Raw genomic sequence first — 12931 nt, 5'->3', positions numbered from 1 at the left:
GCGAGGTCGAGACCGCGATCGCGTACGCGTCCGCGCAGCTCGGCGAGCGGTACCTGCTCGGCGGCATGGGTCCGGACGTCTGGGACTGCTCGGGACTGACCAAGCAGTCCTACGCCTCCGCGGGACGCTACATCGGCACCCACTCGGCGACGAACCAGTACAACACCATGGCGGCGGACGGCAAGCTCGTCCCCTACAGCGAGCGCCAGCGCGGCGACCTGATCTTCTGGGGCGGAGCCGGCGACTACTACCACGTCGCCATCTACCTCGGGAACGGCCAGATCATCGAGGCGCCGAACCCCAACGCGCCGGTGCGCATCCACTCCATCTGGGGCACCCCGACCGGCATGGTCGGCCGCCCGGCCTCCTAGGGCGCCGGCTCGGTCCCGCAACGCGAAGAACCCGCCCCCACCGGCGATCCAGCAGCCGCTGGACTCCGGAGGGAGCGGGTTCTCGTCGTTCGCGAGGGGTCAGTGACCCTCTTCGGCCAGCTTCTTGATGCCGTCCTGGACGATCTGCTCGGCCTCGGCCGCGTCGCCCCACGCCTCGACCTTGACCCACTTGCCGGGCTCCAGGTCCTTGTAGCGCTCGAAGAAGTGCTTGATCTCGTTCTTCGTCTGCTCCGGGACATCGTCGATGTCCTGGATGTGCTGCCAGCGCGGGTCCTTCGCGGGGACCACGACCACCTTGGCGTCGGAACCGGCTTCGTCGCTCATGTTGAGGACGCCCACGGGGCGCACCGAGACGCCCACGCCCGGGAAGACGGGGTACTCGAGCAGCACCAGCGCGTCGACGGGGTCGCCGTCGAGGCCGAGGGTGTTCTCGAAGTAGCCGTAGTCCGTCGGGTAGACGAAGGAGGTGAAGAGCACCCGGTCGAGGTACACGCGACCGGTCTCGTGGTCGACCTCGTACTTGTTGCGGCTGCCCTTGGGGATCTCTACGACGACGTCGTATGCGGCCATGTTCGCTCCTTGAGTCGGTGGCGCCGCGGGCGGCGCATCGGCGGATCGGATCCGCCTCCCCGAGCGCGTGCACAGGCCAGCGCTCGCAGGCAGGATCGCTGGCCTAACGTTACTTGATGTGCCCGATCGCCCCCGTCTGACCCCCGCCGTCGCCGACATCCGGCGGGCCGTCCGCGCCGGCTTCGACGGGCTCGAGCGCGACTCGCTCGTCCTCGTCGCCCTGAGCGGAGGAGCGGACTCGCTCGCGCTTGCCGCGGCCGTCGCGTTCGAGGCGCCCCGCGCGGGCCTCCGCGCCGGCGCCGTGATCGTCGACCACGGCTTGCAGGAGGGCTCAGCAGGCGTCGCCCGCCGGGCCGCCGACCAGGCGCGCGCTCTGGGCCTCGCGCCCGTCCTCGTCGAGGTCGTCTCGGTACCGGAGGGCGAGGACGGGCCGGAGGCGGCCGCCCGCACCGCGCGCCACCGCGCCCTCGCCGATGCCGTCGAGGCGACGGGCGCCGCGGCCGTCCTCCTCGCGCACACCCTCGACGACCAGGCCGAGACGGTCCTCCTGGGCCTCGCGCGCGGAGCCGGAGCCGCGAGCCTGCACGGCATGGCGGCCGTGAGCGGACCGCTGCGCCGGCCACTGCTCGGGATCCGCCGCGCGAGCACCCGCGCCGCCTGCGCCGACGCCGGCCTCGAGCCCTGGGACGACCCCCACAACGACGACCTCCGCTACTCCCGGGTCCGCGTCCGCCGCTCGGTGCTGCCGGTGCTCGAGGACGAGCTCGGTCCGGGCATCGCCGAGGCACTCGCCCGCACCGCCGAGCAGCTGCGCGAGGACGGCGACGCGCTCGACGCGATGGCGCTCGACTGGGCCCTCGAGCTCGTCGGCCAGAACGACGAGGGGCACGTGACCGTCGACGCCCGAGGGCTGGCGGCCGATCCGCCCGCGCTGCGGCAGCGCATCATCCGCCTGGTCGTCTCGAACGAGTTCGGAGTCGCGCTCTCGCGCGCGCAGACGCTGGCCGTCGCCGCCCTCGTCACCGACTGGCACGGACAGAAGGGCGTCGACCTGCCCGGCGTCGTCGCGACCCGCTCGGGCTCGGACCTCGTGTTCGCGCCGGCCCGACCGCACTGACCTCTTGCGGACCGGCCGTAGAGTGATCGGGTGGAAGCAGCCGACATCGCCGACGACATCACCGAGGTCCTCTACACCGAGGCCGAGATCCACGCGCGGATCCGCGACCTGGCTCGCGCGATCGAGCGCGACTACCAGGGCGAGAACCTGCTGATCGTGGGCGTCCTGCGCGGCGCGGTCATGGTCATGGCCGATCTGGCGCGCGAGCTCAAGCTCGACATCGTCATGGACTGGATGGCCGTCTCCTCCTACGGCAGCAGCACCAAGTCCTCGGGCGTCGTGCGGATCCTGAAGGACCTCGACACCGACATCACGGACCGCAAGGTCCTGATCGTCGAGGACATCATCGACTCGGGCCTCACCCTCTCGTGGTTGCAGGGCAACCTGCGCAGCCGAGGAGCGGAGTCGGTCGAGATCTGCGCGCTGTTCCGCAAGCCCCGCGCCGCCAAGGTCGAGGTCGACGTCGCCTACGTGGGCTTCGACATCCCCAACGACTTCGTCATCGGCTACGGGCTCGACTACGCCGAGCGCTACCGCAACCTCCGCGATGTCGCGATTCTCGCGCCCCACGTCTACGAGTAGCCCGACCCCGCCCGAGCAGCGGGCGGACGTCGCGCAGCGCAGTCTCGACCTGCTGTTCCGGGCGCCCCTGATCGGGTACCACGCGAGCTATCCGACCTCGGTCGCCGCCGACGCGCCGTTCCACTACTGGTGGCTGGCGCACGCGATCGATGCGGCGGTCGACGCCTTCGAGCGCACCGGAGACGAGTCGCACCTCGATCGGGCGCGCCGCGTGCACCGGGCGATCCGGCTCCGCAACGGCGGCCGACTGGTGAACGGCTACTTCGACGACATGATGTGGCTCGGAGGCGCTCTCGCGCGTCTCGGTGCCGCGACGGGCGAGCCGCGCTGGCTGGACCGTGCGGACCGGCTCTGGCGCTTCTCCGTCCGGAAGGGCTGGAACCTCCGCCACGGCGCCAGCCTGGCCTGGCGCCGCAGGCAGCTCGACTACAAGAACGCCCCGGCGAACGGGCCGTTCGCGATCCTCGGAGCCCGGCTCGAGCTGCTGCGTCCCGATGGGCGGGAGGTGCTCGCGCGCGCGGCGTTCGACTGGATGCACGTGCGGCTGCGCGACGACGAGTCCGGCTTCGTCGCCGACGGCATCGGCCGCGAGGGCGGCTCCGCCCGCGACGACTGGGCCTTCAGCTACAACCACGGCGTCTACATGGGCGCGGCGCTCGCCCTGCACCGCCTGCGACCGGACGTCCGACTCGTCGCCCACGCGGCCCTCACGGCCGAGGACCTCCTCGACCGCCTCGCCCCCGACGGCGTCCTGATCGACCAGGGCACGGGCGACGGCGCCCTGTTCGGAGGGATCGCCTACCGCCACCTCGTCGACCTCGCGCTGACGGAGGGGGTCGCCCCTGCGACCGCCGAGCGCCTGCGCTCCTTCGTCCTGGGCAGCGTCGACGCCCTGTGGCGGTCGGGGGAGAGGCGCGGAGTCCTGCTCGCCGGCCCCCGCTGGGACGCCCCGCCGACCCTGCCCGCCACCCTCTCGGCCCAGCTCGGCGCCGTCCTCGCCACCGAGGCGGCCGCCCGCCTCCTGCCGCCCGCCTGACCCGGCACCGCACGCACGATCTGCAGGCCCTCCACCCGGGAACGTGCTTGCCTCCGCTCGTCACCGTCCTGCCTGTCCCGGATCCCCTGCAGATCGGACAGCCCCTCCATCGGACCGCCCTCGCCCCCCCAGGGCCGCGATCCGAGAACGCGTGCCAGCGTTCTCGGACAGCCCGCCCGGACCCGCTCTGCGGAACGCGACCACCTCGGGAGCCGACCGCGAGCTCGTCCGCGGCACCGCCGCGGACGAGCCGGACAGCACGACGCATGCCCACGGCGAACGCGCGGCACGCGCCCAGAGTGCGGGAGGTAGCCTGACACTCACATTTCTTCGTCAGAAAGGTGCCGGGTCTCCACCCGCAACATTCATGAACGTCAAGCGCATCTTCCGGGGTCCCATTCTCTACGTCGTCCTCGCGATCGTGGCGGTCTGGATCGGATCCTCTCTGATCACGATGTCCGGATTCCGGCAGATCAGCACGCAGGAGGGCCTCCAGCTCCTGCAGGACGGCCAGGTCGAGTCGGCGAAGATCGTCGACGGGGAGCAGCGCGTGGATCTCACGCTCTCGCAGGCCGACGGCGACAACGGCACCCAGGTGCAGTTCTACTACGTGGCTCCGCGCGGACCCGAGGTCATCGAGGCGGTCACGTCCGCCGACCCGTCCGACGGCTACGACGACGAGGTGCCGCAGACCAACTGGTTCCTGTCGGCGCTCGGCTTCCTGCTCCCGATCCTCCTGATCGGCGCGTTCTTCTGGCTGATGCTCTCGGGCATGCAGGGCGGCGGCAACCGCGTCATGCAGTTCGGTAAGTCGAAGGCGAAGCTGGTCTCGAAGGAGTCGCCGAAGGTCACGTTCCAGGACGTCGCCGGCGCCGACGAGGCGATCGAGGAGCTCCACGAGATCAAGGAGTTCCTCAAGGAGCCGGCCAAGTTCCAGGCGGTCGGCGCGCGGATCCCCAAGGGCGTGCTGCTGTACGGCCCTCCCGGCACCGGCAAGACCCTGCTCGCCCGCGCCGTCGCGGGGGAGGCGGGCGTGCCCTTCTACTCCATCTCGGGCTCCGACTTCGTCGAGATGTTCGTCGGCGTCGGCGCGAGCCGCGTGCGCGACCTGTTCCAGCAGGCGAAGGAGAACTCGCCGGCGATCATCTTCGTCGACGAGATCGACGCCGTAGGCCGTCACCGCGGCGCCGGCATGGGAGGCGGTCACGACGAGCGCGAGCAGACGCTGAACCAGCTCCTCGTCGAGATGGACGGCTTCGACGTCAAGACGAACGTCATCCTGATCGCGGCGACGAACCGCCCCGACATCCTCGACCCGGCGCTGCTGCGCCCGGGCCGCTTCGATCGCCAGATCGGCGTCGACGCCCCCGACCTGCTCGGCCGCAAGCGCATCCTCGAGGTGCACGGCCGCGGCAAGCCGCTGGCCGAGGGGGTCGACCTCGAGGTCGTCGCCCGCAAGACGCCCGGCTTCACCGGAGCCGACCTGGCCAACGTCCTGAACGAGGCCGCGCTGCTGACGGCCCGCTCGAACGCCCAGCTCATCGACAACCGCGCGCTCGACGAGGCGATCGACCGCGTCATCGCCGGCCCGCAGCGCCGCACCCGCGTCATGCGCGACAAGGAGAAGCTGATCACGGCGTACCACGAGGGCGGCCACGCCCTCGCCGCCGCGGCGATGCGCCACACCGACCCCGTCACCAAGGTGACGATCCTGCCGCGCGGCCGCGCCCTCGGCTACACGATGGTGCTGCCGCTCGAGGACAAGTACTCGACCACCCGCAACGAGCTGCTCGACCAGCTGACCTACGCCATGGGCGGCCGCGTCGCCGAGGAGATCGTCTTCCACGACCCCACCACCGGGGCCTCGAACGACATCGAGAAGGCGACCGCGATCGCCCGCAAGATGGTCACCGAGTACGGCATGTCCTCGAACGTGGGAGCCGTCAAGCTCGGCCAGTCCTCGGGCGAGATGTTCCTCGGCCGCGACATGGGCCACCAGCGCGACTACTCCGAGCAGATCGCCGAGCGGGTCGACGCCGAGACGCGGCAGCTGATCGAGCAGGCGCACGACGAGGCGTGGCAGGTCATCAACGCCAACCGCGACATCCTCGACCGCCTCGCCGCGGACCTGCTCGAGAAGGAGACGCTCGACCACGACCAGCTGGCCGACATCTTCAAGGACGTGCGCCGCATCGACGAGCGCCCGCAGTGGCTCTCGAGCGACAAGCGCCCGCTGTCCGATCTCCCGCCCATCGCGATCCCCGCCGCCAAGGCGCCGATCGACGCGGGTGCCACCGACGGCGGAGTCACCTCCGCCGGCACTGAGGAGACCGCTCCGCAGCGCCCGCCGCTGATCAACCCGCGTCCCGCGACGGCGTAGCCTCCGATGCCCGTCGACAAGGCGCGCATCGAGGCGGCCGTCGTCGAGCTCCTCGCGGCCATCGGGGACGACCCGGGCCGCGAGGGGCTCGCCTCCACCCCCCGGCGCTTCGCCGAGGCCTACGAGGAGTTCTTCGGCGAGAGCGACCTCGATCCGGCCGCGCACCTCGACGAGACCTTCGCGGTCGTCGAGGGCGACGCGACGGTGCACCCCGACGGGCAGACCGTGATCGTCCGCGATCTCGCGTTCCGCTCCGTCTGCGAGCACCACCTGCTGCCGTTCCTCGGGGTGGCGCACATCGCGTACCGCGCCGGTGAGCGCGTCGTCGGCCTCGGCCGACTGCCGCGCGTCGTCGAGACCGTCGCCTCGCGGCTGCAGCTGCAGGAGCGGCTCACCGAGCAGATCGCCGACGTGATCCAGACGGGACTCGCTCCCGAGGGCGTCGTCGTCGTCGTCGACGCCGAGCACGGGTGCGTGCGGATGCGCGGCCCGCGCCAGACCCGCAGCTCCACCGTCACGGTCGCCGCCCGCGGCTCCCTCGCCGAGCCCGCCGCCCGTGCCGAGATCATCGCGCTGATCGGCGCCGCGCGAGGGGAGTGACGTGCCTCCCTCCGCTGCGGATCTCGCGCCGCCCGATCGCGCCGCCCTCCTCGGGATCCTGAACGTCACCCCCGATTCCTTCAGCGACGGCGGTCGCTGGTTCTCCGTCGACGACGCCGTGCGCCACGGCATCGGCATGACCCGCTCCAGCGGCGAGGGCCCCGCGTCCTTCGGCGCCGACCTCATCGACGTCGGCGGCGAGTCCACCCGCCCCGGGGCGGCGCGGGTCGACGCCGACGCCGAGCAGGCGCGCGTGCTGCCCGTGGTCCGCGCGCTCGCGACGGAGGGGGTGCAGGTCAGCATCGACACGATGAGCGCGTCCACGGCCGAGGCCGCTCTCGACGCCGGAGCGCTCGTCGTGAACGACGTCTCGGGCGGACTCGCCGACCCGGCGATGCTGCCACTCGTCGCCGAGCGCGGCGCGGTCTACATCGCCATGCACTGGCGCGGCCACAGTGCCGACATGAACTCCCTCGCGTCCTACTCCGACGTCGTCGGCGAGGTGCGGGGCGAGCTCGAGCGCCGGATCGACGCGGCGCGGGAGGCCGGGATCCGCGACGACCGCCTGATCCTGGACCCGGGCCTCGGCTTCGCGAAGAACGGCGGGCACGACTGGGCGCTGCTCGCCCGCCTCGACGCGATCGTCTCGCTCGGGTTCCCGGTGCTCGTCGGGCACTCCCGCAAGCGCTTCCTCGCCCCGTTCGCCCCCGTCGACGCCCCGGCCGCCGAGCGGGACGACGTGACCGCGATGCTCAGCCTGATCGCGGCCGACCGCGGCGCCTGGGGAGTCCGCGTGCACGACGTCCGCTCCAGCGCCCGCGCCCTGGCGCTCTCCGCCCGCCTGCACGAGGAGCTCCCGTGACCGCCGTCGACCCCGCCTCCCTCGCCCTGCGCGACTCGATCACGCTGACGGGCCTGCGCGTGCGCGCGCACCACGGCGTCTTCGACTTCGAGCGCGAGAACGGCCAGGACTTCGTCATCGACGCGACCGTGTGGCTCGACGTCGCCCCTGCGGCGGGCGCCGACGCCCTGGCCGAGACCGTGCACTACGGCGAGCTCGCGATCGCGCTGGCGGATGCGGTCACCCGCGACCCGGTCGACCTCATCGAGACCGTCGCCGAGCGCCTCGCCGCCGTCGCGCTCGGCTTCGCCGCGGCCGACGTCGTCCGCATCACGGTGCACAAGCCCGACGCCCCCATCCCGCTGCCCTTCGACGACGTCGCCGTGCAGATCACGAGGGCGCGCTCGTGAGGCCCCGGCAGGAGCGGATCCGCCCCGAGCGTCGCGTTGTGCTCGCGCTCGGCAGCAACCTCGGCGACCGCCTCGCCCACCTGGAGGAGGCGGTGCGCGCACTCGCCACCACTCCGGGTCTGCGGCTGCACTCCGTGTCGAAGGTCGTCGAGACGCCCGCCTGGAAGCTCGACGGCGTCGATCCGGACGCCCCCGGCTACCTCAACGCGGTCGCCACCGGATCGACGACCCTCGATCCCGAGGACCTGCTCGCGGCGACCTCGGCGATCGAGCGCGCCGGCGGTCGGATCCGGGGCGAGGGCGAGGAGCGCTGGGGGGACCGCACGCTCGACATCGACCTGATCGCCGTCGGAGCGGTCGTCCGCGACGACGCGCACCTCACGCTGCCGCACCCCCGCGCCGCCGAGCGCGCGTTCGTGCTCGAGCCGTGGCTCGACGTCGAGCCCGACGCCGTCCTGCCGGGGCACGGTCCGGTCGCCCTCCTCCGCGCCCGCGCGACCGACCCGGTCAGCCCCTGGCCGGAGGCGATAGCGTGGCGGGGCGCCCGCCCCCCGGGCGCACCGACGAGCACCGCCCCCGGCACGTCCGACACCGAGAGCAGCACTCCGTGAAGCGCACCCGACTCAGCACCCTGCTCGGCCTGGGCCTCGCCGGCGCCGTGGTGGGCTTCCTCCTGGACCTCGCCATCGCGTCCTCCGGCCGCGCCGTGCTCGTGCCGCCGCTGACGGTGCCGCTGACGCTGGTCGTCGTGGCAGCGCTCGTGCTCGGCTTCGCGATCCCCATCCACCGTGCCACGAAGGGGACGCTGCGCCGGCGCATCGACCCGTTCCGCGCGATGCGGGTCGTCGTGCTCGCCAAGGCCTCGAGCCTGGTCGGCGCGCTGCTGCTCGGAGCGTCCGGCGGGATCCTGCTCTACCTGCTGAGCCGCGCGGTGGTGCCTTCGCTAGGCTCCGTGTGGCAGGACGTCGCCACGATCGCGGGATCGATCGTCCTGCTGGTGGCCGGACTGGTCGCCGAGCACCTCTGCACCATCCCGCCGAGCGATGACGACGACGACGCGGTGGTCGGCGAGGCGAACCACGCCTGACGCCGGCTCCGGGCCCGCCGCCGACAGGAGTACCCGAGCATGACGGACGAGTCGCGCCCCCAACCGGCGCCCGAGCCCCGGCCGTCCGTCGACTCTCCGCCCGAGCCGCGGCACGGATCCGAGCCGCAGCCGCAGCCGCTGTCGCGCCGCGAGGCCAGGCGCGAGCAGGAGGCGCAGCGGGAGTCCGCTCCTGCGCCCGTCGCCCCGAGCGCTCCCGGCACCCGGCTCGAGGTGACGGGGGAGTGGCGGCGCGTCTCGCCGAAGTACGTCGCGGTCGAGTTCGTGCAGGCGGTCGTCTCGAGCGTCGTGCTGCTGATCGCCCCGGTGGTGCTGCTCCTGATCGGAGTCGGTTGGGCCTGGATCGCGCTCGCCGCCGCCGCCGTGCTCGCCGTGACCCTCCTGATCGTCGCTCCGCGCCGGGCCCGCTCCTACGGCTACCTGCTGCGCGCCGACGACCTGCTCTTCCGCCGCGGCATCATGTTCCAGCGCTTCGTCTCGGTGCCCTACGGCCGGATGCAGCTCATCGACGTCAACCGGGGCCCGCTCGCCCGAGCGCTCGGCCTCGCCGATCTGCGCTTCGTGACCGCGGCCGCCGCGACCGGCGTGAGCATCCCCGGCCTCGTCGAAGCCGAGGCGGAGGAGCTGCGCGACCGCCTCGTCGCGCTGGCCGAGTCGCGCCGGGCCGGACTGTGAGCGGCGCCGCCGAGGCGCCCGTCCGCGGCATCGAGACCGACCTCGCCGACGGCGAGTGGCACCGCCTGCATCCGGCGACCCCCGTCCTCAAGGGCGGCATCGGGCTGCTCGTCGTCCTGGGCATCCTGATCACGAATCTGCGCGAGCGCCTCGTCGAGTTCTTCCTGCCCGCGCCCGGCGGCTACGAGAGCGGGGACCCCGTCGACCAGCTGGTGGACCGCGGGCTGATCGGCTGGGCGCTACTGGCGGTCGCGGTCGGACTCGGCGTCGCCGTGCTCGCCTTCTGGCTCTCGTGGCGCATGCACACCTTCCGCATCACCGACGAGGTGGTGGAGGTGCGCTCGGGCGTGCTGTTCCGGACGAACCGCCGCGCGCGCCTGGACCGCATCCAGGGCATCGCGGTGCAGCGCCCGCTCGTCGCGCGGCTCGTCGGCGCCGCGAAGCTCGAGGTCGGCGTCGCCGGCCAGGACGCCAACGTGCAGCTCTCGTACCTCGGCTCCCGGCTGGTCGACGCCCTCCGGCGCGACATCCTCCGCCTGGCCTCCGGGGTGCGCGAGCGCGAGGCGGACGTGCCGGGCACCGCGCCCGCCGGCGGCTTCCTCGCCCGCAGGATCGAGGAGTTCGGCGAGGCGGACGACGGCACGCCTCCCGAGTCCGTGGTGACGATCCCGCCCGGGCGACTGCTGGGCTCGCTCGTCTTCAGCGGATTCACGCTGTTCCTCGCCGCGGCGATCGTCGCGGTGGTCCTCGTGGCCGTCCAGGGCACGCCCGTCGTCCTGTTCGCGATCCTGCCGGGCCTGATCGGCTCCGGCAGCTACTACGTCCGCAAGTTCGTGCGCTCGCTGCGCTACTCGATCTCGGGCACCGCCGACGGGGTGCGGGTGGGCTACGGCGTCTTCTCGACCAGCAGCGACACCCTCCCGCCGGGCCGCATCCACGCGGTCGAGATCGCGCAGCCGCTGCTCTGGCGCCCCTTCGGCTGGTGGCAGGTCAAGATCGACCGGGCCGGCCATGCGGCGTCCCAGGGGGCGAACGGCGAGCCGAACACGACCATCCTGCCGGTGGGCGATCTGCGCGACGTCGAGAAGGTGCTCGGCCTGCTGCTGCCGGGGGCGGCGGAGGGAGCGGAGGCGACCCCCGTCGGAGATGCGCTGCGGCAGCGCGACGCGGCCGGCTTCACGAGCGCGCCCCGTGCGGCGGCCTGGCTCCGCCCCTTCTCGTGGCGACGCACTGGCTACCGCCTGACCGAGGACGCGGCGATCCTGCGCAGCGGCGCGGTCTGGCGGCACGTGGTGGTGGTGCCGCTCGCCCGGATGCAGAGCATCGGCGTGCAGCAGGGTCCGCTGCAGCGCCTGCTCGGAGTCTCGTCGGCGCACGTGCACACCGTCGCCGGCCCCGTCACCGCGACGATCCCGGTGATGGGCGCCGCCGACGCCCTGGCCTTCTTCGAGAGGCTCTCCCGGGCCGGCGTCCGCGCTGCCGAGCGCGACGGGAGCCACCTGTGGGGGCGCCGCGCCGCCACCGCATCCGCACCCTGGCCGGCGCCCTCGCCCTGGCCCGCTCCGGAGGGAGAGCCCCATGCCTGACACCCGCCGCGACGGACGCCTCGGCGTCGGAGTGATCGGAGCCGGCCGCGTCGGACCCGTGCTCGGAGCGGCGCTCGCGAACGCCGGCCACGCGATCATCGGAGTCGCCACCACGAGCGAGACCGGCCGAGAGCGCGCCGACGCGCTGCTCCCGGGCGCCCCGATCCTCGCGATCCCGGACCTCGTCGAGCGCAGCGAGCTCGTGGTGCTCGCCGTGCCCGGGGACGAGCTGGGCGCGCTGGTGGCGGGGCTCGCCGCGGCCGGCGTCTGGCAGCCCGGGCAGCTGGTGCTGCACACGGCGCCCGAGCACGGCTACGGCGTGCTCGCTCCCGCACTCGCCGGAGGGGCGATCCCGCTCGCCGTGCACCCCGCGATGGCGTTCAGCGGCACGAGCCTGGACCTCGCCCGCCTCGTCGAGACCTACTTCGCGGTCACGGCCCCCGGACCCGTGCTCCCGATCGCGCAGGCGCTCGTCGTCGAGATGGGCGGCGAGCCCGTCACCGTGGCCGAGGCCGACCGCGCCGCCTACGCGGAGGCCGTCTCGACCGCCACGACGTTCTCGAGCGCCATCGTCGATCAGGCGGCGGGCCTGCTCGCGGGCATCGGCGTCGAGAAGCCGGGCTTCTTCCTCTCGAGCCTCGTGCGCTCCTCCGTCGACGACGCCCTGCGCCGCGCGGCCGGCTGACGCATCGCTTCCTCCGCGCCCGGGCGATCTCGAGACGCCCGCTGCGCGGGCTACTCGATCAGCGAGGGGGCCCGCGCGCCGCCGGTAGCATCGTCGGGTGATCAGCACCATCGAACGCGTCGACGCCCTCCGCGAGCGGCTGGCCGAGGCGCGGCGCGCCGGATCCCGCATCGCCCTGGTCCCCACCATGGGAGCGCTGCACGAGGGGCACCTCGCCCTCGTCGACGCGGCGCGCGGGAGCGCCGACCTCGTCGTGGTCTCGATCTTCGTCAATCCGCTGCAGTTCGGCCCCACCGAGGACCTCGACCGCTACCCGCGCGACCTCGCCGCCGACACCGAGCTGCTGGAGGCCGAGGGCGTGGACGTCGTGTTCGCCCCGACCGTCGCCGAGATGTACCCCGACGGCCCCTCCTCCACCCGAGTCGTCGCCGGGCACGTCGGCACCCTCTACGAGGGCCGCTCCCGCCCCGGTCACTTCGATGGCATGCTCACCGTCGTCGCGAAGCTCCTGCACATCGTGCAGCCCGACATCGCGTTCTTCGGGCAGAAGGACGCGCAGCAGCTGTTCCTGGTGCGCCGCATGGTGCGCGACCTCGACGTCCCGGTCACGATCGAGGCCGTCGAGACGGTGCGCGAGGAGGACGGCCTCGCGCTCTCGAGCCGCAACCGCTACCTCGACGCCCGCGAGCGCCGAGCGGCCCGCACGATCCCGCACGTCCTCGAAGCCGCCGCGTCGGCGGCCGACCGAGGGATCGACGCCGTGATCGCGGCCGCGCAGTCCGCGGCGATGGGCGAGTCGCTGGTTAAGCTGGACTACCTCGTCGTCGTGAACCCGGCGACGCTCCTGCCGGTCGACGACGACCATCGCGGCCCGGCCCTCGTGCTGGTCGCCGCGATCGTCGGCTCCACCCGGCTCCTCGACAACGGTCCGATCCCTGTCCCTTATACACAC

Annotated in this window: 15 protein-coding genes; 14 read left to right on the top strand and 1 reads right to left on the bottom strand. The window is 73.1% G+C overall.

The features are described from left to right. Window positions 1–371: C40 family peptidase (locus IOC53_RS17750; RefSeq protein WP_207407828.1), on the top strand; the 371-nt coding region annotated here is incomplete at its 5' end. Between the two features lie 99 nt (window positions 372–470). Here IOC53_RS17750 and ppa read toward each other — a convergent pair. After that, window positions 471–962 (bottom strand): inorganic diphosphatase, encoded by a 492-nt coding sequence (ppa, locus tag IOC53_RS17745; RefSeq protein WP_207407826.1) that lies wholly within the window; start codon window positions 960–962, stop codon window positions 471–473. A 118-nt stretch (window positions 963–1080) separates the two neighbouring features. Between ppa and tilS the strand changes: the two genes are divergently transcribed. The 13 genes from tilS to panC all read left to right on the top strand — a co-directional run. Beyond that, window positions 1081–2079, top strand: a complete 999-nt coding sequence (gene tilS, locus IOC53_RS17740; protein WP_207407824.1) for a tRNA lysidine(34) synthetase TilS — start codon at window positions 1081–1083, stop codon at window positions 2077–2079. Window positions 2080–2109: 30 nt separating this feature from the next. Further along, on the top strand, window positions 2110–2661 hold the full coding sequence (hpt, locus tag IOC53_RS17735) for a hypoxanthine phosphoribosyltransferase (protein ID WP_207407822.1): 552 nt from the start codon (window positions 2110–2112) through the stop codon (window positions 2659–2661). Next, window positions 2627–3697 (top strand): glycoside hydrolase family 76 protein, encoded by a 1071-nt coding sequence (locus IOC53_RS17730; protein ID WP_207407819.1) that lies wholly within the window; start codon window positions 2627–2629, stop codon window positions 3695–3697. Before hpt ends, IOC53_RS17730 begins: the two co-directional genes overlap by 35 nt. A 367-nt stretch (window positions 3698–4064) precedes the next feature. Further along, window positions 4065–6077, top strand: coding sequence for an ATP-dependent zinc metalloprotease FtsH (ftsH, locus tag IOC53_RS17725; RefSeq protein ID WP_207407817.1), 2013 nt, complete (start codon window positions 4065–4067; stop codon window positions 6075–6077). A 6-nt stretch (window positions 6078–6083) separates the two neighbouring features. Continuing rightward, window positions 6084–6677: a GTP cyclohydrolase I gene (gene folE, locus IOC53_RS17720; protein WP_207407814.1), complete on the top strand. Its 594-nt coding sequence runs from the start codon at window positions 6084–6086 to the stop codon at window positions 6675–6677. Window position 6678: 1 nt separating this feature from the next. Further along, on the top strand, window positions 6679–7539 hold the full coding sequence (gene folP / locus IOC53_RS17715; protein WP_207407813.1) for a dihydropteroate synthase: 861 nt from the start codon (window positions 6679–6681) through the stop codon (window positions 7537–7539). Then, entirely contained in the window at window positions 7536–7928 is a 393-nt protein-coding gene (gene folB / locus IOC53_RS17710; protein WP_307786248.1) for a dihydroneopterin aldolase, read from the top strand. The genes folP and folB overlap by 4 nt, the downstream gene beginning before the upstream one ends. Next, window positions 7925–8539: a 2-amino-4-hydroxy-6-hydroxymethyldihydropteridine diphosphokinase gene (gene folK, locus IOC53_RS17705; RefSeq protein ID WP_207407812.1), complete on the top strand. Its 615-nt coding sequence runs from the start codon at window positions 7925–7927 to the stop codon at window positions 8537–8539. The genes folB and folK overlap by 4 nt, the downstream gene beginning before the upstream one ends. Beyond that, entirely contained in the window at window positions 8536–9015 is a 480-nt protein-coding gene (locus tag IOC53_RS17700) for a DUF3180 domain-containing protein (protein ID WP_207407811.1), read from the top strand. Before folK ends, IOC53_RS17700 begins: the two co-directional genes overlap by 4 nt. A 39-nt stretch (window positions 9016–9054) precedes the next feature. Further along, on the top strand, window positions 9055–9708 hold the full coding sequence (locus IOC53_RS17695; RefSeq protein WP_207407810.1) for a PH domain-containing protein: 654 nt from the start codon (window positions 9055–9057) through the stop codon (window positions 9706–9708). Continuing rightward, window positions 9705–11294 carry a PH domain-containing protein gene (locus tag IOC53_RS17690; RefSeq protein ID WP_207407809.1) on the top strand — a complete coding sequence of 530 codons (1590 nt, stop codon included), beginning with the start codon at window positions 9705–9707 and terminating at the stop codon, window positions 11292–11294. Before IOC53_RS17695 ends, IOC53_RS17690 begins: the two co-directional genes overlap by 4 nt. Then, window positions 11287–11979, top strand: a complete 693-nt coding sequence (locus IOC53_RS17685) for a Rossmann-like and DUF2520 domain-containing protein (protein WP_207407807.1) — start codon at window positions 11287–11289, stop codon at window positions 11977–11979. The genes IOC53_RS17690 and IOC53_RS17685 overlap by 8 nt, the downstream gene beginning before the upstream one ends. Window positions 11980–12076: 97 nt before the next feature. Continuing rightward, the coding region (gene panC / locus IOC53_RS17680) for a pantoate--beta-alanine ligase (RefSeq protein ID WP_207407805.1) at window positions 12077–12931 on the top strand (855 nt) is incomplete at its 3' end.

Origin of the sequence: Rathayibacter sp. SD072 (assembly GCF_017355185.1) — a bacterium.
In the GTDB taxonomy this organism is placed as follows: Bacteria; Actinomycetota; Actinomycetes; order Actinomycetales; family Microbacteriaceae; genus Rathayibacter.
This window is presented reverse-complemented; position numbering and strand designations above follow the sequence as displayed.